The organism is Burkholderia sp. Ac-20384, assembly GCF_017104605.1.
Taxonomy (GTDB): Bacteria; Pseudomonadota; Gammaproteobacteria; order Burkholderiales; family Burkholderiaceae; genus Burkholderia; species Burkholderia lata.
The window spans coordinates 1-23,067 of the sequence record NZ_JAAGPE010000092.1 but is presented as its reverse complement, the minus strand read 5'-3'; the positions used below and the strand labels follow the sequence as shown (position 1 = coordinate 23,067).

Here is a 23,067-nt window from a genome sequence, read left to right as displayed (position 1 = left end):
AATCCTCCATGGGCAATTCCATGCAATACCTGGGCGAGCGCATCACGTTGTGCGCTTGCGCCACCACCTGGATCGAAGGTGAGGCCATCCGGCAGCTCGAACACGCTGCCACCCTCCCCGGCATGCGGCGCGTCGCCGGCATGCCCGATCTTCACCCCGGACGCGGCTACCCGGTCGGCGCCGCGTTCTTCTCGACGGGCCAGCTGTATCCGGCATTGATCGGCGGCGATATCGGCTGCGGGATGGCGTTGTGGCAAACCGCGCTCGATGCGCGGCGCGTCAGCGCGTCGAAGCTCGCAAGCCGGCTCGGCTCGATCGATGCCACGCCCGATGCAAGCTGGCAGCCGCTCATCGCGGCTGCCGGGTTCGCGGATCACGCGTACGCGGCATCGCTCGGCACGATCGGCAGCGGCAATCATTTCGCGGAAGCGCAGCGGATCGACGCGGTGTACGACACCGATGCCGTCGCGGCGCTCGGCCTCGATCCCGATCGCCTGCTGCTGCTCGTGCATAGCGGGTCGCGCGGCTTCGGCCAGTCGATCCTGGAGCAGCACATGCGCGAGCACGGCTACAACGGCCTCGACGATACGGATGCCGCCTGCACGGCGTACCTCGCGCGTCACGATGCGGCGTTGCGCTACGCGATTGCGAATCGCGACCTGATCGCGCGGCGCATGCTGGCGCGCTGGCGCACCGATGGCCGGTGCGTGCTCGACGTGAACCACAACCTGGTGAGCCGCGCGAGCGTCGACTGCGAGCCGGGCTGGCTGCATCGCAAAGGTGCGACGCCGGCCGACGCGGGGCCGGTCGTCATTCCCGGGTCGCGCGGCGACTACAGCTACCTCGTCGCGCCGGTGCGGCCCGACGATGCGGCCAGCCTGGCGTCGCTGGCGCACGGTGCGGGCCGCAAGTGGGCACGCGGCGATTGCAAGGGGCGCCTCGAACGGCGCTTCACGCCGTCGCAGCTCACGCGCACGCCGCTCGGCAGCCACGTGATCTGCGAAGACCGCGAACTGCTGTACGAGGAAGCGCCACAGGCCTACAAGCCGATCGACAGCGTCGTCGACGCGCTCGAGGCGGCCGGCCTGCTGCGCAAGCTGGCCCGGCTCGCGCCGGTGCTGACCTACAAGACGTCCGGGGAGGCTGGCCGATGCTGATGCAGATTTCTTCGGCGCACGGCCCGCTCGAATGCCAGCTGGCCGCGGCCAATGCGTTGCGGCGCCTGCAGGCGGAAGCCGATGCGCAGCGTGTCGTCGTCACGGTGCTCGATGCGCAGCCGGGCGAACGGCCCGGTACGCTGCGCTCGGCGCTGCTCGATCTCGACGGCGCCGGCGCGCAGGCGCTCGCGGACCGCTGGACCGGCACGCTGCAATGGATTTGCGCGAGCCCGTACCGGTTGCGACATCCGCGCAAGAACTGGTTCATCGGCGTCACGCGCTGTGTCGACGCGCAGCCGCTGCCGGATGGCGATGTGCGGTTCGAAGCGATGCGCGCACGCGGGCCGGGCGGCCAGCACGTGAACAAGACGAGCTCCGCGATTCGTGCGACCCATGTCGCGACCGGCCTGTCGGTGCGCGTGGAAAGCGAGCGCAGCCAGCACGCGAACAGGCGCCTGGCGCTGCAGTTGCTGCAGGTTCGACTGCAGCAGGAAGCCGACCGTCACGCATCGGATGCGCGCCGGCAGCGGCGGATGCAGCACTTTGCGCTGGAGCGCGGCAACCCCGTGCGCGTGTTTCACGGGGCAGCGTTCGTGCCGGCTGATTGAGCACGAACGCCTGGCCGCCGGCGGTGGTTGCGCCGGCGGCCAGGCAAGCGGCCTCATGGTTTTCCCGGCCTGCCGGTTGCGCGAGCGCGCAACCGGCTCCGGTGCCGGATCGCGCGCCAGGCAGGCCGCACGGGCCTGCCGCGCGCCTGCCGGCTGCCGCGTGTTCCGCACCCTTTCTGCACAGGAAAGGACGCTTGAAACATCCGCAATTATCACGTGCCGCTGATTCGCCCACCATGGGTCGGACGATCGGTACAGCCCGCCTATCCGGCCCTTTCACGGCCCTGCGGTGCCTGCCGCCACGTCGTGCGACCGGATGCATCGCGCCGGTCGCGAACGGCCGGGCCTTGCGCCACGGCGTATCGATAATCAGGAGACACGATGAACAGCCATTCCCTCGATCTCGGCGGCAACGCGGGCGGACCCGCGTCCGCACGACCGCCGGCCGCTGCCGCCGGCGTCGACGCCGATGCGTCGGCCCTCCCCGCCCGCCGCGTCACGCTCGGCGATTTCATGGACGACCTGCCCGTCGGCGCGTTGCACCGGTTCGTCGTCTGGGTGATCGGCATCGGGCTGTTCTTCGACATGTACGAGATATTCCTCGTCAGCACGATCGGTTCCGCGTTGCAGAACGAATACGGGCTGAGCCGGCAGAGCACCGATTTCAAGCTGCTGCTCGCATCGGCGTTCATCGGCATGTTCGTCGGCGCGATGTGTCTCGGCAGCCTCGCCGACCGCATCGGCCGGCGCAAGGCGTTCCTGCTGACGCTCACGTGGTACAGCGCGTTCTCGCTGGTCGGCGCGTTTTCGGTGAATGCCGACATGCTCGTCGCATGCCGGTTCCTGACCGGCATCGGCGTCGGCGCGATCTATCCGGTTGCCGACAGCTTCCTGTCCGAGATCCTGCCGAAGGAAAAGCGCGGCAGGCTCGCCGCCTGGGCCTATACGACTTCCTATGTCGCGGTGCCGCTCGTCGGGTTCCTCGCGCTGTGGCTGAACCCGCTGCATGTGGGTGGCGTGGCCGGCTGGCGCATCATCCTCGCGATCGGCAGCCTCGGCGCCGTGTACGTGATGCTCGTCCAGCACCGGTTGCCGGAGAGCCCGCGCTGGCTGCTCGCGCAGGGGCGCACCGCTGACGCGCATGCGGCACTGCGGCGCTTCGCGGAAGGCACCGGCGTGCGCGTGCCCGAGCAGTTCGCGGAACCGGTCGAGCCGCAACGGCCGCTCGGGCTCGGCGAGCGTATCGCACTGCTGCGGCGCGACCCGTACGGCGCGCGCTACCTGATGCTCGCGATCTTTCACCTGTTCCAGGGCTTCGGCTATTACGGCTTCGGCACGCTGGCCGGCACGGTCGTGAAGAGCCGCGGCTTCGACGTGACGGACAGCACGCTGTTCATCGCGCTGTCATTCATCGGCTATCCGGTCGGCTCGCTGCTGTCGATTCCGCTGCTCAACTGGATCGAGCGCCGCACGCTCGTGATCGTGTCGATCCTGTCGATCGCCGTGTTCGGGCTGTGCTTCGCGTATTCGGGCAATACCGTGCTGATCGTCGGCTTCGGGTTCCTCACGACCTGTGCGTCGAACGTGTTCAGCAACGCGTATCACGTGTATCAGGCGGAGATTTTCCCGGCGCGTGTGCGTTCGACGGCGATCGGCAGTACCTATGCGCTGTCGCGCATCGTCAGCGGCGTGCTGCCGTTCGTGTTGTTGCCGGTACTTGCCAGTTATGGCGCGGGTGCGATGTTTGGCGTGATCTCGGTCGCGCTGGGTATCGTCGCGGTCACGTTGCGCGTGCTCGGGCCGCTGACTACGCGGCGCAGCCAGGATGAGATCAATCCGGTTTGAGCGGTTGCTGATGAGGGGGCGCGGGGACGCGTTTCCTCATCATTATTGAGCGGTCATGGCCACGCGACTAGGCCGCGGTCGCAACCACGATGGGCTGGTAGTAACCGGTAGTGTCAGGCGAGAGCACGCGGACATGCTCGAATCGAGCGTTTCGCATGTGAGCCGCCAGTTCATCAGGCGTGATGCCGCGATAGCGACCGATGAAATGCTTCGATTGCCAGTGACCGTCGCTGGTAGCCTGCGTGATGTAGAGATGAACGGTGTAACGCCGATCATCGTGCCAGTCCCATACCTGATGAACGATGCGCCGGAGACCGTTGTCCATGAACATCGCCGGTGGCGTGATGCTGGGCCGTTCGACCATCAACTCGGCGTAGTCGCGCAAACTGACGAGCAGCCGCCCGCCGGGCTTCAGGCTCCTGTGCATTGCGGCTAGTGCCTGAGCCACGTCGTCGTCGCTATCGAGATGCGGCATCGCGTTGTCGAATGCAATGACCGCGCCGTACCGACGCGCGTCGCATGTCGCAAGCAGCCGCATGTCGTCAACACGGAACGGAATGCGGAGCCCTCGCGCTGCTGCCTCCCGCGATGCCCGCTCGATTGCGAGCTTCGACAGGTCTGTCCCTTCGATGTCGTAGCCCACACGGGCGAGACCCAACGCCTGGGTTCCAATCCCGCACGCGCAATCCAGAACCTCGCCCGTCTCGCCAGGCGGCAATAGAAGTTGCGTGAGGACGGCACCTTGACGATCGATCGCCCTCTCCCAGTCATCGAAAATCAGATGATAGGAACTGGCCATGTCGTCATAAAAAAGATCGGGAGGTGAGTTCATGGCGGGTTAGCGCGAAGGGATTCTGTCGGGATGGGTGTCGACATCAACAGGCTGCAGATGTCGCTGACGCGATGGGTAACGCGATCATCCGCCTCCTCGAAGCCGTTCTGACATTCGAGAGGCGGACGCTCGACGCAACCTCAGACCTCGACAGTGATCGACCGCATGACGACGCCGGTGCCGCCGGCCATCAATCGCGAGATCTTGCCGCTGTCGACATCGAGGATGACCCTGATGACGCTCGGCGAAGGTGGCTGCATCAGGTGCCCTTGTTCAATGGCCATTTCTTTATCGCCTGCCCCCATCCGCTCGTATAGCAGGCACGCCAGCGGCCCGGCTGCGGTTCCGGTCGCCGACTCTTCGGCAATGCCGAAACGCGGCGCGAACATGCGGGCGCCTGCGTGACGCCCAGGTATTTTCGTCGTCGTCGAGAATACGTAATAGCCAATCAGATCAAGCTCGTCGCTGATTGATTCAATCGCGTGCTGGTTCGGACGAATTGCGGCCACGGATTGCTCGTCGGGCAATGCGATCATCAGAAAGCTGTTGCCGGTGTTGACGACGGTCGGGGTTTCGACACCATGGATCTGGGCAGTCGATACACCCAGCGATCGAGCGATTCTTTCAGAGAGCGGGGAGTCTGCGCCGATCGAACGATAAGTCGGGGAACGCTGCTCCATCAGAACGGTATCGCCATCGATCACGATGTCTCTGCATCCGTCGATCGTCTCTTTCGACGACTTGCCGTCACCTACCCTGCCGAGTTCTCTCAAGAGGGAAAATGTGGCGATCGTGGCATGGCCGCAATGAGCGATTTGCCGCGTCGGCGTGAAAAATTCCAGCTTGACCGTCGCAACATCCGATTTCGACACGAATGCGGTTTCCGACAAAGCGGCCCGCTGGGCGACATGCAGCTTCTGGTCTGCGGTCAGCGCATCGGCGTCAATCACCACGCCCGCAGGATTGCCCCCGGTTTTTCCGTCCGTCAAAGCATTGACGATCTGAACTTCAACTCGCACTAATCCTCCCAATGGACGAATTTCAAGCGAAGCGCGACAAACACATGCGTTCGTGCCGATGACCGACGATCTTACGGTCGGCGCCGACTGACTGCAACCGGCCGACGCCGTGCAATCAGTGCGATCTGCCTGCCTGGTTGTTGCTCGTGGTGGCCGTTCCTTGCAGTTGAATATCGTCCCCACACCACGTCGCCCGCATACGCTTGCCGTTAGCGAGATCAACCACGGTATCGTCGAGAGTCGTATCGTCGGCGTTCCTGAACAGATACCGGTAGTGATTGTTTTCATAGCCGATCGAATAGCCCGCCGGCAACTTCCTTGGCGCGATGGGTCGCAGCGGACCCAACCGGTGAGCAAGTGCCGGTGTCGGCGCGGCGAGTTTCGCGACCGCGCCACACAGGGGGCCATCGTCCCTCGACAATTGACTCCGCAGGTTGATGAACCCGAGTTCGTCGGCAAGGTAGCCTGCTACCGGGCCACTCAAGTGGCCAGCCATTGGCACGGTACGCGTCATCGCGTTTGCGCCGAAGGTTTGATGCAATGGGTCGAGATCGAAAATCTGCTTTCCACCGATACCGAGAAACGATGAACCCGGTAGCAGAAAGTAGACAAAGTCGGGCACATTGGCGATTCGCTTGATATCGTCGAACTCGTGGAAATACAGCACATCCCGTCCGCTTCGAGCTACCCGGAACTCGTTCGGCTGGGCATTGCGAAGGCATTTCAAGTCGGGCGCACCAGGCACCGGGCATACAGGAACCAGCATCTGGAAAGTTGCCGCCCGCACGCCGGCCAGTGGCTTGTTTCCCAGGTAGATACGCTCGCCGTCGCTGATGATTGCAGGTTGAAGTGAGGCTGGCGGGCTCAGCAGCTTCAGCGGCGCCTTTATTTCCGGCCGATAAACGGGACCCTCGAGAGCGCCGATTGAAAAGACGCGTCCGGCATTGACCGCGAATGTATTACCGACAATTTCGACCAGACCGGGCACCATGTTCGGGTCCGAGTGCTCCTCCAGATAGACATGGTTGCGGTCGTATGCCCACCCGTCATCGGCCTTGGCGCCGTCGGGCACAAAGGTCTTGAACGTCGCGGGATCGGCGCCCGGGATCACGTCGGCGCCGTCAAATACCTGCTGGCCGTCGGTGGCGTGGAGTCGATCCAGGACCCGCAGCGCTGAACCCCGTTGTGTTAGCAGATAGTAGTGTCTTGCCTCGTCGTCCTCATGACGACGCAGATGCGAGGGCAACAGACAGGCAAGGTCAGGTACCGGCCCGCCGTGCGTGCACGAATCATGGGTTTCGTGCAACTCCGAGATGAAATACCCCTGGCCATTGATCACGCCGTACTGGTCGCTCAGCATCTTGACTGGCGGGTGCTTGCACGGCCCCTCGCGCTCGGCGGACAGCGCGCCCATGCTTTTACCGGCACGCGCCAGCGGATACCAGTATTCCCGACAGATATTGTCCGTGTACGCCAATGCCGAACTGGCGAAGCTGAACATGAGCAATCCGAGTGCAAGCAGGATCGCGTCACGAATTCGGTTGCTCGATCGCTGGCTCGCGCGAATCCCGGCTTGCAAGGTGTTTTCGTTCATAAACGTTGGTTCGGTCTCGCTCGACTCCATATGATCGAAGTACGATTGTCAGCGAACCGTGCCGGGATGTCGAACGACTGCTCGGGGCCGACCGATACCCGATGCCGAAGGCCGTGGTCGACCCGTTATGGACGCGCGGCCTTCTCCAAACCAGGCATTGGAATCAATACGGTTCACCGTTTTTGTGTTCGAAAACCCATTGCCCGGTTGCATTCATTACTGCGACGAGGTCGTCGGCTGCATAGCTTACTGCGTCGCCCGCTACTCGACTGCCGACCTCGATGATCGTGGCATCGCTCGTTGAATTGTTTTGTATATGGTGCGGCGTGCCGTTCGCGCGAAAGCCGGCGCACATGCCCGGTCGCATCAGATAGTGCTCGTCGCCGACGTAGAGCGTGACTTCACCGCTGAGGACATACACCCACTCGTCCTGTTTCGAGTGTTGATGATGGAGAGCGGACACCGCGCCTGGACTCAAGGTCGTCAAGTTCACACCAAACTGACTCAAGCTGAACGGATCGCCAAGCGGCTTCTTCTCCCGCCCCGCCATGCGAGACGCAAACGGCTCCGGGTAGTTGGAAGGTTTGGTGCGCGGCGCGGCATCGGCGGCAACCATGCAGGCTTCGAGTGGGTCCATTCGCAATCCCCGGTCAGTCGACATTGACAGACGGAATCTTGTGAATTCACGAGCGGGACGTCAATCTTGATTGGAATAATCAACCTGTCTGCGATTGACCGTGTACCGCAATCACTTTGATGATCTTTGAATTCTCAAAGCGATCGTTGACGATTTTCGCGTCGATCGAGTGTCTTATTGCGGCCGATTACTGCTCAACAGGCCCGATTACCGCCATTCGTTTCGAAATTGCCGAGAAGTATGTGCTCGGGACGTGAAGGCGTCTCGAGGCGATTGCACCTGACATGACACCCGATTAATATCGTCGAACTATCGGCACGGACGTGTAACCTCTATGCGCATACTGGTCATGGGCGGGACGCTGTTTCTCGGCCGGCACATCGTCGAAGCGGCCCTGCAGCGCGGGCACGAAGTCACGATATTCAACCGAGGCCGACAAAACCCGTCACTCTTTCCCGAGATCGAGCGCCTTGTCGGAGACCGGGACTCGGATCTGTCGGCCCTGGCGGGCCGGCAATTTGATGCCGTAATCGACCCGTCCGCGTATCGCCCCGAGCACGTCGACCTCGTGCTTTCCGCGCTGAAGGCGCCGCCGAAGCACTACACGTTCATTTCCAGCATTTCTGTCTATCGCGGCTTCCCGCCCGGTATCCGCTATGACGAAAACGCGGACACCCTTCCGGGCAACGAAGGTTATGGTGCGCTGAAGGCCAGAACGGAGGCGGCCATTCAGTTGGCGATGCCGGGGCGCGTCGCGATTCTCAGGCCGGGGTTGATCGTTGGCCCTCACGATCCCACCGGCCGGTTCACGTACTGGATTCGCCGCATCGCGACGGGTGGTCGCATCCTTGCACCAGGGCGGCATGATCGCCCGATCCAGTTCATCGATGCGCGAGACGTTGCCCAATGGTCCCTGCAGATGTCGGAAAGCAGTACGAATACCGTATTGAACGCAGTGGGTCCCGCATCGACTTTGACGATGGGCCGGTTCCTGAACCAGTGCATCGAGGTTGCCTCAAGCCGCACACAGCTTGTCTGGCTCACGGATCAACAGGTTCTCGACGCAGGTATCGAGGGATGGACGGAGCTTCCGCTCTGGATCGCGGAAAGCGATGGTGAGGCAGGCGGAATCTTCCACGCCGACAACAGCCGTGCGCTAAGGTGCGGCCTCGCGTTTACGCCGCTGGCTCGAACGATTCAGGACACGCTCGAGTGGACGCGGGAAGCCGGCGACGAGATAGCATCGCCATTGCGGGTCGACGCGCTGAGCGCACTGAAGGAACACACCACGCTTGCGCGCGTCGGTGCCGTTTGAGTCAGCGTCCGCAACGATTCAGGCATCGCGGGCAAACGATCGATCGCAATCCCTGAAATCCGGGCTGCGCCCTTTCCAACGCACGCAGCCCCGCCTCACCGCGCCGACATGAAATCGAACAGCTTCGCGATATCGGTCGTCAGCACGGTACCCGCCTTCACCCCCACCCACAGCGTGCGGGTTGCCCACGCATCCTCGAGCTTCACGACCCCGAGCCGCGCCGCGCGCTCGCCGGTCACCGCATCGCGCGGCAGGATCCCGATGCCGAGCCCCGCTTCGATCATCCGGCTCACGCCGTCGAAATTCGATACCTGGATTCGCAGCTTCAGCGAGCGCTCGACCGCGAACGCGGCGTCGGTCATGCGCGCGAGCAGCGAACTGCCGTCGCTGAGCCCGACGTAGTCTTCGTCGAGCGTATCCGCGAAGCGGATGCTGTCGCGCGCGGCGAACCGGTGTGCGCACGGCACGAGCAGCACGAGTTCGTCGCGCCGGTACAGCCGCCGTTCGATGCCGGGGGCCGGCACGTTGTCGGCGAACACGCCGAGATCGGCCTTGCCGGACGCGAGCGCGTCGACGATCTCGTGGCTCAACCGTTCTTCGAGGCTTACCTTGATGCCCGGATTGTCGGTGAGGAACGCGGCGAGATCGGCGGGCAGGAACTGGACGATCGCGGACGTGTTGGTCCACACGTGGATATGGCCGCGTACGCCGGCGACGTAGTCGCTCATCTCGTGCGCCATCCGGTTGACCTGCTCGATCACCTTCGCCGCATGGTCGAGCAGCGCGCGACCCGCGGGCGTCAGCTCGACACCGCGTGCATGCCGGACGAACAATGCACTGCCCGTCACGCTTTCGAGTTCGGCGATGCGCTTGCTGACCGCGGACAGCGTGAGCTGGCCGTGTTCGGCCGCCTTCGTCAGGCTGCCGTGCTCGGCGACGAGCGCGAACACGCGCAGCGACTGCAGATCGAAATGAAGCGGGTTCACCATGTCGTGGGTCCTGGGAAAACCTTGCCGGCGCATGCCGTCAGCGCGGTGGCCTGACGCCGATCATACGCCCGGCCGATTCCGCGCGATACGGCGCGTCTAGCGCGGCGCGATCGACTGCAATGCGGTGAGCATCGCACCGTCCGGTTTCGCGAGATCGTCGAGTACGTCGAAATGCTGCATGCCGGGGAGTCCGACGTGGACGATTCGTTCGCCGGCCGCATCGCACGCCGTCGCGTAGTCATGCGCTTGCCGGACGAGTTCGGGCAACTCGGCATCACCGACCGCAACGACCGTCGGCGCGCCGGGCCCGACATGGCGCAACGGGCTGTACGCTTCGACCTCGTGCGCGGTGAGTTGCAGCTTGTCGTTCAGGCAACACAGCGAGATCGGTTCGAGATCGACGAGCGGGCTGATCGCGAGCGCCGAGACGACGGCCGGATGCGCGCGGTGCACGGCGGTCAGGTGGCCGCTCAGGTGGATCGGCCGCTTCGCAGTGCCGAGGCCGTCGGGGTCGTTCGCCAGGTAGTCGAGCAGCGCGCCGATCTCGCCGACGATGTCGGTCATCGTCGCGACCGGCGCAAGCGTGTATTCGGCGAGTATCACGTCGAAACCGCGCGCGAGCGGCCCGCTCGCCGCGTACGCGAAATCCTCTTTCGCGCAGTGCTGCCAGTAGCCGCCGTGAATGAACACGAACAGCGGTGCATCGGGTTGGCCGCACGACAGCCAGTCGAAACGTTGCGCGGGTTGCGCACCGTAACGCAGGTCGCGCCGGCCGGACGCATCTTCATAGAGCGTCGCACTGCGTGCCTGCATCGACGCCAGCAACGCCGGGAAATCGGGCACCACCTTCGTGTTCAGATAGGCGGCGTCGAGCGCCGCGCGGTCCATGCCGCGATAGAGGATCGTCATCGGGAATTGCCTGGGTCGGGTTGCGGAAGCGCGGACGCAACAAGCGTCGCGTCCGGTGCGAAGGCGGCTTCTCAGTCGCCGATGCAGGCATTATCCGCAGCGCGGGTCGGGCCGGCTATCCGGAATCGGCGAGCGCGGAAAACGGCTGTCCGTTTTCGGCGGGAGATCGGCGCGGCATGCGGCCGCACCGTGACCAGGTCCGCACACGCGAGTGCGAACGCGCGATACGGCCGACGGTGCGCCGGTGCGTCGGTGCTCAGATCAACTCGGAGATCTCGATCAGGTTCAGGTCGGGATCGCGCACGTAGACCGACCGGATCTTCTGCGTCGCGCCGGTGCGTTCGACGGGCCCTTCGACGATCGGCCATGCAACGCGCTTCAGGTGCGCAATCACGTCGTCGAGCGGCACCGACGCGATGAAGCACAGGTCGAGCGCGCCGGGCGCCGGCACATGCGCTTTCGGTTCGAACTCCGCGCCGCGCACGTGCAGGTTGATCTTCTGGTTGCCGAAGCGGAACGCGATCCGGCCGGCGCCGAAGGTTTCGAGCTGCATCTGCAGCACCTCGGTGTAGAAATGCCTGGTCTTGTCGGGATCGACGCAGGTCAGCACGAGATGGTCGAGGTGGTCAATCAGCGCCATGAGGTTCGCTCCTGTTCATGGTTCATGAGAACGCGCGCTGCGCGGGCATGTCGCCGGCGTCCGCGCGCGGCGGCGGATGAAGGTCCGAGCGGCGCCCGGCCTTCAGGATCTGGCTCGGCACGTCATGCCCGATCAGCGCGGGCAGCCGGGCCGACGCGGCCAGCACGGCCGCGAGATCGACGCCCGTATCGTAGCCGTCGAGTTCGAGCATGTGCACGAGTTCTTCGGTGCACGCGTTGCCGGTCGCGCCCGGCGCGTACGGGCAGCCGCCGAGCCCGCCGAGCGATGCGTCGAAGCGGTCGATCCCGGCGTCGAGTGCCGCGAGCGTGTTCGCGAGCGCCATGCCGCGCGTGTTGTGGAAGTGCAGCGTGAGCTGCAGCGCGGCGAAGCGCTCGCGTGCCCGCGCCGACAGGTCGCGCACCTGCGACGGAAATGCCATGCCGGTCGTATCGCACAGCGTGAAGCCATGCACGCCGAGATCCGCGAAGCGCTGCATCCAGGCGAGCACGCCCTCGGCCGGCACGTCGCCTTCCATCGGGCAGCCCATCGCGGTCGACAACGACACGTTGATCGCGACACCCGTGCCGCGTACCGCGTCGATCACGTCGCGCAGCTGCGCGAACGATTGCTCGCGCGTCATCCGCAGGTTCGCGCGGTTGTGGCTCTCGCTCATCGACATCACGAGGTTCACTTCGTCGACGCCGCACGACAGCGCGCGCTCGGCACCGCGCACGTTCGGCACGAGCACCGTATAGACGACACCCGGTGTGCGCGCGATGCCGTGCATCACGGCCTCCGCGTCGCGCAACGCGGGGATCGCCTTCGGCGACGTGAACGACGTGACTTCGATCTTCGCGTAGCCGCACGCGCTCAGCGCGTCGACGAGCGCGATCTTGTCGTCGGTGTCGACGAACGCCGCTTCGTTCTGGAAACCGTCGCGCGTCGCGACTTCGTGGATGTAGAGCCGTTTGCGTTGTTGGCCGCTCATGTTGTCTTCTCCTGTTCCGCTTGTCAGATCACGCCGCGCGTGCGCCAGTCGCTGCGCGTCGCCGCATCGATGCCGAGCGATTCGAGTACCGCATCGGTATCCGCGCCGAGCGCGGGTGCCGCGTGTTCGATGCGCCCGGGCGTCGCGCCGAGCTTCGGCACGATGCCGGGCACGAGTACCGGCGTGCCGTCGGGCAACGCGGCATCGACGAGCATGTCGCGTGCGCGGTAATGCGGATCGGCCGCGATGTCGGCCACATCGTAGATGCGTCCCGACGGGATGCGCGCTTCGTTCAGCGCGGCCAGCACGGCGTCGAGATCGTGCTGCGCGCTCCACTCGCCGATCGCCGCGTCGATGCGTTCGACCTGCGCGACGCGCCCGTCGTTGTGCGCGAGCGCGGGATCGTTGCCGAGATCGGGCCGGCCGATCAGCTCCATCAGGCGGCGGAAGATGCTGTCGCCGTTGCCGGCGATCAGCGCGTACTTGCCGTCGCGGCAGCGGTATGCGTTGGTCGGTGCGATGCCGGGCAGGCTGCTGCCGGCCGCCTCGCGCACGGCGCCGAACGCCGAGTATTCGGGCAGCAGGCTTTCCATCATGTTGAACACCGACTCGTACAGCGCGACGTCGACGACCTGCCCCTTGCCGCCCTGCTGCTCGCGATGCCGCAGCGCGAGCAGCACGCCGATCACGCCGTGCAGCGCCGACAGCGAGTCGCCGAGCGAGATGCCGACGCGCACCGGCGTGCGGCCGGGCTCGCCGGTCAGGTGCCGCAGGCCGCCCATCGCCTCGGCGATCACGCCGAAGCCGGGACGGTCACGGTACGGGCCCGTCTGGCCGAAGCCCGACACGCGCAGCATCACGAGTCCCGGATTGATCGCGGACAGCGCGTCCCAGCCGAGTCCCCAGCCTTCGAGCGTGCCAGGGCGGAAGTTCTCGATCAGCACGTCGGTTTCCGCGACGAGGCGGCGCACGACGTCCTGCCCTTCGGGCGTGCGCAGGTCGAGCGTGAGCGAAGTCTTGTTGCGCGACTGCGCGGCCCACCAGACCGACGTGCCGTCGTGCAGCAACCGCCATTTGCGCAGCGGGTCGCCGAGCCCGGGCGGCTCGACCTTGAGCACGTCGGCGCCGAATTCGGCGAGCATCCGGCCCGCGAACGGCCCGGCGATCAGTTGGCCGAGTTCCAGTACGCGGATGCCGTCCAGGGGGCGTGTCATGGCTGTCTCCGATGAAATCGTGTTGTCGATGACGGCGATCATGAGCGCGTTCGCGCCCGGCGAAAATCGATCGATGCTCAACCAGCCTTTCCGAAACGGAAAGGCGCGCGCCGCGCCTGTTCACTCACGCGTTGCGTCAGCCTTTCCATCCGGGAAAGCGCGCTCGCGCAACGGTCAAACGACGGCACGCGCGCCGCCGGCAGAATCGAACCCGTTCCGCGCCCGCCGGGCGCCTGTCAGCGAGACCCGCCATGTTTTCTGTTTCCCTTCCCGCGAAGATCGTGTTTCTCGACCGCGCGACGCTGTCGCCGCACACCGTGCTGAAGCCGTTTCCGTTCCCGCACGTGTTGCAGACCTTCGACCGGACGGCCGCGCACGAGATTGCTGCGCGCATCGGCGACGCGGACATCGTCGTGACCAACAAGGTGCGGCTCGACGCGGCGGCGCTTGCCGATGCGCGGCGCGTGCGGATGATCGCGATCGCCGCGACGGGCACCGACATCGTCGATCTCGACGCGTGCGCGGCACGCGGCATCGTCGTGAGCAACATTCGCGGGTATGCGGTCCGCACGGTGCCCGAGCACACGTTCGCGCTGATCTTCGCGCTGCGCCGCAGCCTCGTCGCGTACCGCGACGCGGTGCGTGCCGGGCGCTGGCTCGCCAGCGGGCAGTTCTGCTTTTTCGATCATCCGATTCGCGACCTGGCCGGCTCGACGCTCGGGATCGTCGGCGACGGCGTGCTCGGGCGCGCGGTGGCCGGCATCGCGCGTGCGCTCGGCATGCAGGTGCGGTTCGCGGCGCACGGCGATGCGTCGGGGGACGACTACGTGCCGCTCGACACGCTGCTGCGCGACAGCGACGTGATTACGCTGCACTGCCCGCTCACGCCCGCGACGCGGCACCTGATCGACGCGGCCGCGTTTGCGCGGATGGCGCGCCGGCCGTTGCTGATCAACACCGCGCGCGGCGGGCTCGTGGACGAAAGCGCGCTCGTCGACGCATTGCAGTCCGGGCAGATCGCGGGCGCGGGGTTCGACGTGGTCACGCAGGAGCCGCTGCCGGACGCGCATCCGTTTCACGCGATCCTGTCGCATCCGGCATTCATCCTGACGCCGCACGTTGCGTGGGCGAGCGACGAAGCGATGCAGGCGCTGGCCGACCAGCTCGTGGACAATGTCGCCGCGTTTGTGGGTGGCACGCCGCGGCACGTGGTGTGACGTGTGTGGCGCCTGGCGTTGCGGAAGTTGATTTGAACCGCGCAAACAGAGCGGCCCCGCTCGATGACTCGAAGCGGGGCCGGCTGAATTCGGGGGCTGCTTACGCCAGCGACTCGGCACGTGACGGGTGCGTGCATCCGCCCTGTCTTGCGGCCGGTTTCTGAATTCCTGATGGGTTCTACTTTAGGGAATCCGGACCGCCGACGCTGTAGGGCCAGTCTGAAACTGAATCGGACGAATGCTGATAACGTCCGTCTCGACAGCGGTGCACCGCTATCGACGCGAATGTCAGTAAGCCGACATCTCGACGCAAGGATCGACCTTGGACGGCGAGCAGATGACCGAGTACTTGGCGCTCTCGCGCATCAGCGCTTCGCCTTCGTGCAGCGCGATCTTGATCTCGGGGTGACGCTCGTACGCGAGGAATGCCGAGCACACGACTGCGGACATCACGACGAGGGAAAACACAAATTTTTCAAGGGTTTGGAAACGTTCAGGCATGGTTCGACCTATCTCTTAGGCCGTGATTATATCTCGAAATAAGGGTTTTCCCTATAACTCAGCCCGCATACCGAGGATGCGTTCGGTCTTTCCCGGGCCAGGTGCTCGCGCCCCTTTTCCGTGAATCGGTGCCCGAACACCTGTCGTACGCGCCGAATGGCGCCCTCCGGCAGTGGTCGTGCCGGCACGGGCGATCGTATCGATGGCTTGGAGAAACGGGACGAGCGCGGCCCGCAAGGACGAAGCCGTTTGCCCGTGGAATCAGGGAGAGCCGCGCCGCTGGCGCATCACTGCGGCGCCGACGCGCCGCTCGCCGCATTGCCGGGCCACGCCTTGCCGATCTCGTCGACCAGCGATTTCGCGGTGCCGGTCACGATCGCCGCGTCGACGCCGGACGTCTGCCACGAGCCGTCGGCGGCCTCCACGAAGGTCAGGTTCGCGCGCGACGGCTTGTAGTCGGCATTGCGCCACGTGACCACGACGTCGCACGAGTACGTGCGATCGCCGAGCTTCTTGCAGTCGCCGTCGGGCTTCGCCGACACGACATCGGCCGAGACAGGCAGCGGCTGGCCGAACAGTGCGTTCAGGCCGCCGTGGTTTTCCGCCTCGAGCGCGCGGCGCACGGCGGCGTCGACGTCGCTCGAGCCGGGGCCGTCGTGGACCAGGTTGCAGGCGGCCAGCAGCGTCGATGCAGCGGCGAGTGTCAGCAGCGGGTGGAACTTCATGGATATCCGTTATCAGGTGAACGCCGCGTAGTCTGCAACGTCCGCGTGTCGTGCGCGGTATCCATTTGTAACCAATTGCACGGATGCGCAAGCGGCATCGCGTGCCCATTTTTGCCCTGGCCCTCGCCTATTGCCGCTCCTGCTTCACGCGGCTGACGAGTTGCGTCGGGCTCACGAACTGCAGCGCGATCACGACCCACACGAGCGTGATGGCCATGTAGATCATCGCCATCGCGTCGATCGACTGCGGCGCGCGCACGCCGGTCGAGAACACCGCGTAATACAGCGCGACGACGAGCGTCTGCGTGCTCGGCCCCGCGGTGAAGAAGGTCAGCTCGAACATCCCGATTGTGCGCACCAGCACGAGCAGCCCGGCCGCGAGCATGCCGGGCACCAGCAGCGGCAGCAGCACGTAGCGGAAATAGCGCCACGTGTTCGCGCCGAAGATGCGCGCGGCCGACTCGAGATTCGGGTCGATCTGCTCGATGAACGGCGTCATCACGAGGATCACGAACGGCAGCGCCGGCACGAGGTTCGCGAGGATCACGCCCGGCAGCGTGCCCGCGAGCCCGACCTTGTACATCACGGTGGCCATCGGGATCCCGTACGTGACGGGCGGCACCATCAGCGGCAGCAGGAACACCAGCAGCGCGAAGCGCTTGCCGCGAAACTGCACGCGTGCGAGCGCATACGCGGCCGGCACGCCGAGCGCGATCGACAGCAGCACGACCGCGCCGACGACCTCGACGGTCACCCACAGCACGCTCGCGAGCTGGAAGTCCTCCCACGCCTTCGCGTACCAGTGCAGCGTGAAGCCCTGCGGCAGCGGCGTGCCGAACCAGCGGGTCGCGATCGAATTTACCGCGACGGTCGCGATCAGCAGCATCACGTTCAGCAGGAAGAACGCCATCAGCCCCCACACGAGCGCCTTCCAGGCGCGGCCGGCGAGATTGCTTGTCATCTTCTGCGGTTTCCTCGCGTCGACGGGCCGCTCACCGGACGCATCGGGCGCGTCATGCTTCGGCGGCCAGGTGCGGGCGGCATGATTGTCGGTCGCCATCAGCCCTTGCCTCCCGTCACCGCGCCCGTATAGAAGAAGCGGCGCGCGCCGAGCATCGACGCGACCACCAGCAACTGCACGAAGCCCATCACGATCGCGATCGCCGATGCGAGCGAATAGTCGTAGCTCTCGAACGCGGCTTCCGCCGCCGCGATCGAGATCACGCGCGTGGGCCCGGCCGGCGCGCCGAGCAGCACGGCCGACGGGAACACCGAGAACGCCTGCACGAACGACAGGCACGCGGCCATCGTGAGCCCCGGCACGAGCAGCGGCAAGTAGATCTGCCGGAACTGCTGCCACGGGTTCGCGCCGAGCGTCGCGGCCGCGCGCGCGAGCGTCGGGTCGATGCCGCTGATGTACGACAGCATCAGCAGGAACGCGAACGGAAAGCCCGACACGATCAGCGACAGCAGCACGCCCCAGTAGTTGTGCGTGAGGCGCACTTCGTCGGTATACAGGTGCAGCCCCTGCAGCGCCTGCGGGAACCAGCCGTTCGGCCCGAAGTACGTGAGCATCCCGTCGGCGACCAGCACCGTGCCGAGCGTGACGGGAATCACGAGCAGCGTCGTGACGAACTTCTGGTACGGCGAATTGCGGCGCAGCGCGAACGCGACGGGCACCGCGATGCCGACATTGATCAGCGTCGCCGGCACCGCGAGCTTCAGCGTGACGAGCACAGTCGGCCACATCGCGGTGTCGGTGAAGAACTGCGCGTAGTTCGCGAGCGCGCCGCCGCCGTTCATCGGCTGGAACGACAGCACGAGGCCGTACGCGAACGGATAGATGAACAGCGCGACGATGAACCCGAGCGCGGGCGTGACGAGCCAGGCTTTCGCGTCGCGTGGCGTGCCGGCCGGGAGCGTGCTCATGCGGCCTCCCGGTGCAACCGCGCCGCGGCCACGCCGCTCATGCAGGCGCTCCCGGGTAGACGAGCGTGCGCGACGGCGCAACGCGCAGCCGCAGCGGCTCGCCTTCCGTGAATTCGCCGGCGACGCGCGCCCAGATCGGGCCGAACGGCGTGACCGCACGGATCAGCGAATCGCGGCCGCCGTACTCGACCGTCTCGACGGTCGCATCGAACGTGTTGTCGCCGCCTTCGTCCGCGCGCTCGATGTCGTCGGGGCGCAGCGCGACGACGACCTCCTTCGCGTCGAAGCCGGCCATCGGCACGCCCGTGACGCGAACGCCACCGGCTGCGACCTTCACGTAGTCGCCGGCCATCCCTTCGAGCGTGAACGGCAGCACGTTGCGATAGCCCATGAAGCGCGCGACATGCAGGTTGTGCGGGCGCGTGTAGACGTCCTTCGGCGTCGCGACCTGCTGCACGACGCCTTCCTTCATCACGACGATGCGGTCGGCCATCGACAGCGCTTCGTCCTGGTCGTGCGTCACGTAGATCGTCGCGCGTTCGAGCTGCGTGTGAATGCGGCGGATCTCGGCGCGCATCTCGATGCGCAGCTTCGTGTCGAGGTTCGACAGCGGTTCGTCCATCAGCACGAGCGGCGGCTCGATGACGATCGCGCGCGCAATCGCGACGCGCTGCTGCTGCCCGCCCGACAGTTGCCCCGGCAGCTTGCCCTCGTGCCCGACGAGCTGCACGAGTTCGAGCGCCTGCTGCGCGCGCCGCCGCGTTTCCTGCTTCGGCACGCCGCGCATCTTGAGGCCGAAGCCGACGTTGTCGAGCACCGACATGTGCGGAAACAGCGCGTAGTTCTGGAACACCATCCCGAAGCCGCGGCGCTCGGGCGGCAGCACGTCGATGCGCGTGTCGTCGAGCCAGATGCCGCCGCGCGTGAGCGGCTGCAGCCCCGCGATGCAGTTGAGCGCGGTCGACTTGCCGCAGCCCGACGGGCCGAGCAGCGCGATGAATTCGCCGCGCCGGATCTCGAGATCGAGCCCGTTCAGCGCGGCGACCTGCGCGCCTTCCGCATTGGTGAAGCTGCGGCACACGCCATCGAGCCGCAGCCGTTCGAAACTGTGCTTCATTGCGCGAACTCCATCGACGCGGGCGCCGTAGCGCCCGCCGGTCCATGCGTTACTTCGACTTCTGCGAACCGATCTCGCGATCCCACTTCTGGAACGCGGCGACCATCGCCTGCGCGCTGAGCGGCTGCACGTGCGGACGATCCGCAAGCAGCTTCGCGTACTCGGGGCGGCCGAACTTGCGGACCACCTCCTGGCTGTGCGCGGGCGCCATCTCGAGCGTCACGCCCTTCACCGCCGGGCCCGGATAGAAGTAGCCGTCGTCGTAGGTCATTGCCTGTTGCGCCGGTTCGAGCAGGAAGTTCATCAGCTTGAACAGCACGTCGAGCTTTTCCTTCGGCACGCCCTTCGGGATCACCATGTAGTGCGCGTCGTTGACCCACGTCATGTTGTCGAACGCCTGGATCCTGAATTCGGCGGGCACGATGCCGAGTGCGCGCGGGTTGAGATCCCAGCCGGTGACGGTCACGGTCATGTCGCGCGTGCCCTCGCCGAGTTCCTTCATCACCGCCGACGTGCCGCCCGGGTAGTACGGCACGCAGTCGTTCAGCGCCTTGAGGAACGCCCAGGTCTTGTCCCAGCCGTTGATCGGATCCTGCGGATTCTTGTCGCCGAGCACGTACGGCAGCCCCATCAGGAACGTGCGGCCGGGGCCCGAGTTCGCCGGGCGCGCGTAGATCAGCTTGTTCGGGTGCGCCTTGCACCACGCGAGCAGCTGGTCGGGCGTCTTCGGCGGGTTGCTGACCTTCGCCGGGTTGTATTCGAGCAGCGGGCCGGCCGGCATGTAGGTGACTTCGAGGCCGTAGCCCTGCGCGAGATCCTGCATCTTGCGCGGGCCGGGCGCGTATTTGTCGAGCACGCCGGGGAACGCGGCCGCGTCGTCGGGCAGCAGCTTCTGCCACAGGTTCTGCTCGATGCCGGCGGCCAGCGCGTCGGTGCCCGTCAGCACGAGGTCGATGTCGGAGCGCCCCGCCGCCTGCATCGCCTTGATCTTGCCCGGCAACTGCGGCGCAGGCGCGTTCGTGAACGTGACGTTCGACACGAGGTTCGGGTTCTTGTCCTTGAAGGCTTCGATGGCCTTCTGCGTGAGCTGCAGGTTGCCCGCGACATCGACGATGTTCAGCGAGACGGGGGCGGCAACGGTGGTTGCGGCAGACAGCGTGAAGCCCAGGGCGAGTGCGATCCGGCGGACACGGCGAGCGATCGGGGTGGCGTTCATGTCTCCTCACTTCGGTCGGTGGATGGGACCTTTCTTTTCAGGAAATCATGACGGCGTTATACGATGTCGGTCAACAAAAAACCACGGCGAACGGGGCGGGACTTTCCCTGACAAACAGCTTCCGGTGGACGGTGATTTGGTTACCAAACGATGCGGATCGAGAGACGGGTGATGGACGCGTATTTGTCTTGTGACGTCATATCTCCAAGGCGCTTGCTCGCGTGAACCCCATCCGACAGGCATCCGACAGCGATTGCGCTTGGCGACATCAACGATTCTTCAAGGCAATCAGCACATCCCGATGTTCGGATATGACTTTTCGAGCCGAGCGAAGCACATCGTCTTTCTCGGTTTGAGTCGAAACTTTGACTTCGGTGGTAGGACGGATGATCGTGCGGGGTTTCAAGGTAACCCCGTACAGCACTTTTCGTTTGGGAACCATGGAGCATTCCACTCCAGAAAATTGATCGCAATCGGCCGCTTGTCCCCAATTCGGACGCAGCGGCCACGTTGCCTTCAATCATAGCGGTCTACTCACTGCCGAAGACAGCCCACGACCGATAAGCGTTGCTGGAGGGTCATACCTTCACACTGGAACAATCCTCGGCGAGCGCAATGACCTCCCCGATCAACCGCTCCGCATCCCGCCACTCGCCATACCCGGACGCGGGGTTCAGATGCCCGACCTCCCCCAGATCGACGAGCTTGCTGCCCCACCCGGCCGCCAGCGCCTCGACACGTTCGAAACGCGCGAGCGGATCGTTGCGGCTCGCGGCGACGATGCTCGGAAACGGCAGCCGTCCGGTCGGTATCGGCGTCCAGCCGTTCGCGTCGATCGCATTGGGTGCCGGATAGCCGGCGGGCATCGGCGACTCGAGGTCGGCCGGCGCCGCGAGCAGCGCGCCATGAATCTTGCGCGTGGCCTGCCTTGCCCAGTGCATCGTGATCATCACCCCCGCGCTGTGCGCGACGAGGATCACGGGGCCGTTGATCTCGGCCAGCGCCGCATCGAGCGCCGCGACGCGTGCGGCACGGCTCAGCTTGTCGGCTTCAAGCGGCGCCACCGAGCGTGCGTTCGGCAGGCGTCGTTCGAGGTGCGTCTGCCAGTGGTCTTCGACGTGATCGCGCAAGCCGGGCACGATCAGGATGGTGGGGGCGGTCGTCAGGGTCATGCAGTCTCCGAAGCGTTCAGGAAAGTTGGGACGCGCGCCGTTCGCGTTCGACGCGTGCGAGGTCGGCCACATAGCTTGCGCGTCCGATCGCGAACAGCACGGCGGCCATGAGCGGCACGACAGGAATCCATTGCAGCGCGCCGACGAGCCCGGCGCGATCGGCAACCCACCCCGTCAGCAGCGGGCCCGGCGCCATGCCGAGCAGGTTGTTGGCGAGCGTGAGCGTGGCGAACGCCGATGCGTGGATCGCGGCCGGCGTCAGGTTCGCGACCATCGCGCCCGATGCACCGGACGCGCCCGCGCCGACCAGCATCCCCGCGCAGATCAGCGCGAGCTGCAGCGGCCCGGGCGGCAGCCGGAACGCGATCGCGAGGCATACGCCCGTGAGCACGCAATACGCGATCGCGGTCAGCCACTTGCGCTTGCCGTCGGTCTTGCCGACGCGGTCGGTGACGATCCCGCAGCCGACCATCCCGACGCCCGCGAGCAACACGAAGCCGGCCGCGAGCACGGCCGCACGGTCGGGCGCCATCGCGTAGTAGCGGTTCAGGTAGCTCGGCAGCCACGCGAACAGCGCGCCTGGCACGAACAGGTGCAGCCCGCTGCCGAGATACGCGCAGATCACCGAACGCGATGCGAACAGTCCCGACATCAGCGCGCGCACGTTGCCGCGCAGGTCGCGCGGCGTATTGGCGTCGCGCCGGCACGGTTCGATGCGATACGCGGCGAGCCGACGTTCGGTCACGACGCAGCGATACGCGACGAGCAGCACGATGCCGAGCGCGGCCATCACGCCGAACGACCAGCGCCAGCCGAGGTGGGCGCCGACCAGCCCGCCGAGCGCCATCCCGAACACCGAGCCGAACGCGCCGCCGGCCATGAACGCGCCGGTCAGCGTCGCGCGCAGCCGTGCCGGAAAAATGCTGAGGATCAGCGCGACGCCGACGCTGCCGTACGCGGCTTCACCGAGCCCGACGAGGCCGCGCGCGACGAGCATCTCCGTGTAGTTGGTCGACAGCGCGCAGCCGAGCGTCGCGACGCTCCACAATGCGGCCATCAGCACGATGCTGCGCACGCGCCCGAAGCGGTCGGCGAGCACCGACAGCGGAAACGTCAGCAGCCCGACCAGCAGCGCGACGACGCCGGACAGCGAACCGAGCTGCGTGTCCGACAGCGCCCACGCGTGCTTGAGCAGCGGGAACACGGCGTTGAGCACCTGCCGCGACATGTAGTCCGACAGCAGCAGGCCGACGGTCAGCCCGAACACGAGCCACGCATACGCGGGCGCGCGCCGGCCGGCGGCGGCGACGTCCTGCATCGACGGCTCGACATGATGGATCAGCATGCGTGTCTCCTCCGGCGCCGGAGGTCGTGCTCCGGCGCGGCTTGCGTGGCCCCGCTCCGTGGTCCGGAGTCAGCCCCCCGCGCCGTGCGCGGGGATGA

The 23,067-nt window shown here is 65.8% G+C and carries 22 protein-coding genes; 5 read left to right on the top strand and 17 right to left on the bottom strand.

Translation table 11 applies throughout. The features are described from left to right. The first annotated feature begins 8 nt into the window (after window positions 1–8). The 3 genes from G3O00_RS19030 (at window position 9) to G3O00_RS19020 (ending at window position 3,610) form a co-directional block, all read left to right on the top strand. Window positions 9–1,157: an RNA ligase RtcB family protein gene (locus G3O00_RS19030; RefSeq protein ID WP_206143958.1), complete on the top strand. Its 1,149-nt coding sequence runs from the start codon at window positions 9–11 to the stop codon at window positions 1,155–1,157. Further along, on the top strand, window positions 1,151–1,765 hold the full coding sequence (gene prfH / locus G3O00_RS19025) for a peptide chain release factor H (RefSeq protein WP_206143957.1): 615 nt from the start codon (window positions 1,151–1,153) through the stop codon (window positions 1,763–1,765). Before G3O00_RS19030 ends, prfH begins: the two co-directional genes overlap by 7 nt. A 381-nt stretch (window positions 1,766–2,146) precedes the next feature. Then, a complete protein-coding gene (locus G3O00_RS19020; RefSeq protein ID WP_174931430.1) occupies window positions 2,147–3,610 on the top strand; it encodes an MFS transporter in 1,464 nt (487 codons plus the stop codon). Window positions 3,611–3,677: 67 nt separating this feature from the next. Here G3O00_RS19020 and G3O00_RS19015 read toward each other — a convergent pair whose 3' ends face one another. The 4 genes from G3O00_RS19015 to G3O00_RS19000 form a co-directional block, all read right to left on the bottom strand. Next, a complete protein-coding gene (locus G3O00_RS19015; RefSeq protein WP_206143956.1) occupies window positions 3,678–4,442 on the bottom strand; it encodes a class I SAM-dependent methyltransferase in 765 nt (254 codons plus the stop codon). Window positions 4,443–4,582: 140 nt separating this feature from the next. Further along, window positions 4,583–5,461 carry a PhzF family phenazine biosynthesis protein gene (locus G3O00_RS19010; RefSeq protein WP_206143955.1) on the bottom strand — a complete coding sequence of 293 codons (879 nt, stop codon included), beginning with the start codon at window positions 5,459–5,461 and terminating at the stop codon, window positions 4,583–4,585. 115 nt (window positions 5,462–5,576) lie between these two features. Then, entirely contained in the window at window positions 5,577–7,055 is a 1,479-nt protein-coding gene (locus G3O00_RS19005) for a DKNYY domain-containing protein (protein ID WP_206143954.1), read from the bottom strand. Between the two features lie 163 nt (window positions 7,056–7,218). Then, window positions 7,219–7,692 (bottom strand): cupin domain-containing protein, encoded by a 474-nt coding sequence (locus tag G3O00_RS19000; RefSeq protein WP_206143953.1) that lies wholly within the window; start codon window positions 7,690–7,692, stop codon window positions 7,219–7,221. Window positions 7,693–8,041: 349 nt separating this feature from the next. Between G3O00_RS19000 and G3O00_RS18995 the strand changes: the two genes are divergently transcribed. Continuing rightward, entirely contained in the window at window positions 8,042–9,007 is a 966-nt protein-coding gene (locus G3O00_RS18995; protein ID WP_206143952.1) for an NAD-dependent epimerase/dehydratase family protein, read from the top strand. Window positions 9,008–9,102: 95 nt separating this feature from the next. On the opposite strand, the gene G3O00_RS18990 is transcribed toward G3O00_RS18995, so the two are convergent. The 5 genes from G3O00_RS18990 to G3O00_RS18970 form a co-directional block, all read right to left on the bottom strand. Continuing rightward, window positions 9,103–9,996, bottom strand: coding sequence for a LysR family transcriptional regulator (locus G3O00_RS18990; protein WP_206143951.1), 894 nt, complete (start codon window positions 9,994–9,996; stop codon window positions 9,103–9,105). A 96-nt stretch (window positions 9,997–10,092) separates the two neighbouring features. After that, window positions 10,093–10,905: an alpha/beta hydrolase gene (locus G3O00_RS18985; RefSeq protein WP_206143950.1), complete on the bottom strand. Its 813-nt coding sequence runs from the start codon at window positions 10,903–10,905 to the stop codon at window positions 10,093–10,095. Between the two features lie 256 nt (window positions 10,906–11,161). After that, window positions 11,162–11,545 carry a VOC family protein gene (locus G3O00_RS18980; protein ID WP_011352007.1) on the bottom strand — a complete coding sequence of 128 codons (384 nt, stop codon included), beginning with the start codon at window positions 11,543–11,545 and terminating at the stop codon, window positions 11,162–11,164. A gap of 22 nt (window positions 11,546–11,567) precedes the next feature. Next, the gene (locus G3O00_RS18975; protein WP_206143949.1) at window positions 11,568–12,533 is read right to left on the bottom strand and encodes a hydroxymethylglutaryl-CoA lyase; all 966 of its coding nucleotides are present in this window, start codon (window positions 12,531–12,533) and stop codon (window positions 11,568–11,570) included. A 23-nt stretch (window positions 12,534–12,556) separates the two neighbouring features. Beyond that, complete coding sequence (locus tag G3O00_RS18970) at window positions 12,557–13,747, bottom strand: CoA transferase (protein ID WP_174931440.1); 1,191 nt, start codon at window positions 13,745–13,747, stop codon at window positions 12,557–12,559. A gap of 251 nt (window positions 13,748–13,998) precedes the next feature. Between G3O00_RS18970 and G3O00_RS18965 the strand changes: the two genes are divergently transcribed. After that, window positions 13,999–14,964, top strand: coding sequence for a D-2-hydroxyacid dehydrogenase (locus G3O00_RS18965; protein WP_174931441.1), 966 nt, complete (start codon window positions 13,999–14,001; stop codon window positions 14,962–14,964). A 288-nt stretch (window positions 14,965–15,252) separates the two neighbouring features. Here the strand turns inward: G3O00_RS18965 and G3O00_RS18960 are convergent, their stop codons facing one another. The 8 genes from G3O00_RS18960 to G3O00_RS18925 all read right to left on the bottom strand — a co-directional run bounded on the left by G3O00_RS18960 (window position 15,253) and on the right by G3O00_RS18925 (window position 22,969). Next, window positions 15,253–15,465 carry a hypothetical protein gene (locus G3O00_RS18960; protein ID WP_006497261.1) on the bottom strand — a complete coding sequence of 71 codons (213 nt, stop codon included), beginning with the start codon at window positions 15,463–15,465 and terminating at the stop codon, window positions 15,253–15,255. A 287-nt stretch (window positions 15,466–15,752) separates the two neighbouring features. Next, entirely contained in the window at window positions 15,753–16,190 is a 438-nt protein-coding gene (locus G3O00_RS18955; protein ID WP_206143948.1) for a hypothetical protein, read from the bottom strand. Window positions 16,191–16,317: 127 nt separating this feature from the next. Then, window positions 16,318–17,250, bottom strand: a complete 933-nt coding sequence (locus G3O00_RS18950) for an ABC transporter permease (protein WP_174931442.1) — start codon at window positions 17,248–17,250, stop codon at window positions 16,318–16,320. Next, entirely contained in the window at window positions 17,250–18,119 is an 870-nt protein-coding gene (locus G3O00_RS18945; protein WP_206143947.1) for a sugar ABC transporter permease, read from the bottom strand. The genes G3O00_RS18950 and G3O00_RS18945 overlap by 1 nt, the downstream gene beginning before the upstream one ends. Before the next feature lie 37 nt (window positions 18,120–18,156). Next, complete coding sequence (locus G3O00_RS18940; protein WP_206143946.1) at window positions 18,157–19,236, bottom strand: ABC transporter ATP-binding protein; 1,080 nt, start codon at window positions 19,234–19,236, stop codon at window positions 18,157–18,159. A gap of 49 nt (window positions 19,237–19,285) precedes the next feature. Further along, on the bottom strand, window positions 19,286–20,452 hold the full coding sequence (locus tag G3O00_RS18935; RefSeq protein ID WP_206143945.1) for an extracellular solute-binding protein: 1,167 nt from the start codon (window positions 20,450–20,452) through the stop codon (window positions 19,286–19,288). Window positions 20,453–21,030: 578 nt separating this feature from the next. Next, a complete protein-coding gene (locus G3O00_RS18930) occupies window positions 21,031–21,624 on the bottom strand; it encodes an alpha/beta fold hydrolase (RefSeq protein WP_206143944.1) in 594 nt (197 codons plus the stop codon). A 16-nt stretch (window positions 21,625–21,640) separates the two neighbouring features. Then, complete coding sequence (locus G3O00_RS18925; protein ID WP_206143943.1) at window positions 21,641–22,969, bottom strand: MFS transporter; 1,329 nt, start codon at window positions 22,967–22,969, stop codon at window positions 21,641–21,643. Window positions 22,970–23,067 lie beyond the last annotated feature (98 nt).

Bases quoted from the DNA above. Each gene is read 5' to 3' on its own strand.
- G3O00_RS19030 (WP_206143958.1), top strand. From the start codon at position 9: ATGGGCAATTCCATGCAATACCTGGGCGAGCGCATCACGTTGTGCGCT.
- prfH (WP_206143957.1), top strand. From the start codon at position 1,151: ATGCTGATGCAGATTTCTTCGGCGCACGGCCCGCTCGAATGCCAGCTG.
- G3O00_RS19020 (WP_174931430.1), top strand. From the start codon at position 2,147: ATGAACAGCCATTCCCTCGATCTCGGCGGCAACGCGGGCGGACCCGCG.
- G3O00_RS19015 (WP_206143956.1), bottom strand. From the start codon at position 4,442: ATGAACTCACCTCCCGATCTTTTTTATGACGACATGGCCAGTTCCTAT.
- G3O00_RS19005 (WP_206143954.1), bottom strand. From the start codon at position 7,055: ATGAACGAAAACACCTTGCAAGCCGGGATTCGCGCGAGCCAGCGATCG.
- G3O00_RS19000 (WP_206143953.1), bottom strand. From the start codon at position 7,692: ATGGACCCACTCGAAGCCTGCATGGTTGCCGCCGATGCCGCGCCGCGC.
- G3O00_RS18995 (WP_206143952.1), top strand. From the start codon at position 8,042: ATGGGCGGGACGCTGTTTCTCGGCCGGCACATCGTCGAAGCGGCCCTG.
- G3O00_RS18990 (WP_206143951.1), bottom strand. From the start codon at position 9,996: ATGGTGAACCCGCTTCATTTCGATCTGCAGTCGCTGCGCGTGTTCGCG.
- G3O00_RS18985 (WP_206143950.1), bottom strand. From the start codon at position 10,905: ATGACGATCCTCTATCGCGGCATGGACCGCGCGGCGCTCGACGCCGCC.
- G3O00_RS18980 (WP_011352007.1), bottom strand. From the start codon at position 11,545: ATGGCGCTGATTGACCACCTCGACCATCTCGTGCTGACCTGCGTCGAT.
- G3O00_RS18975 (WP_206143949.1), bottom strand. From the start codon at position 12,533: ATGAGCGGCCAACAACGCAAACGGCTCTACATCCACGAAGTCGCGACG.
- G3O00_RS18970 (WP_174931440.1), bottom strand. From the start codon at position 13,747: ATGACACGCCCCCTGGACGGCATCCGCGTACTGGAACTCGGCCAACTG.
- G3O00_RS18965 (WP_174931441.1), top strand. From the start codon at position 13,999: ATGTTTTCTGTTTCCCTTCCCGCGAAGATCGTGTTTCTCGACCGCGCG.
- G3O00_RS18960 (WP_006497261.1), bottom strand. From the start codon at position 15,465: ATGCCTGAACGTTTCCAAACCCTTGAAAAATTTGTGTTTTCCCTCGTC.
- G3O00_RS18955 (WP_206143948.1), bottom strand. From the start codon at position 16,190: ATGAAGTTCCACCCGCTGCTGACACTCGCCGCTGCATCGACGCTGCTG.
- G3O00_RS18950 (WP_174931442.1), bottom strand. From the start codon at position 17,250: ATGGCGACCGACAATCATGCCGCCCGCACCTGGCCGCCGAAGCATGAC.
- G3O00_RS18945 (WP_206143947.1), bottom strand. From the start codon at position 18,119: ATGAGCACGCTCCCGGCCGGCACGCCACGCGACGCGAAAGCCTGGCTC.
- G3O00_RS18940 (WP_206143946.1), bottom strand. From the start codon at position 19,236: ATGAAGCACAGTTTCGAACGGCTGCGGCTCGATGGCGTGTGCCGCAGC.
- G3O00_RS18935 (WP_206143945.1), bottom strand. From the start codon at position 20,452: ATGAACGCCACCCCGATCGCTCGCCGTGTCCGCCGGATCGCACTCGCC.
- G3O00_RS18930 (WP_206143944.1), bottom strand. From the start codon at position 21,624: ATGACCCTGACGACCGCCCCCACCATCCTGATCGTGCCCGGCTTGCGC.
- G3O00_RS18925 (WP_206143943.1), bottom strand. From the start codon at position 22,969: ATGCTGATCCATCATGTCGAGCCGTCGATGCAGGACGTCGCCGCCGCC.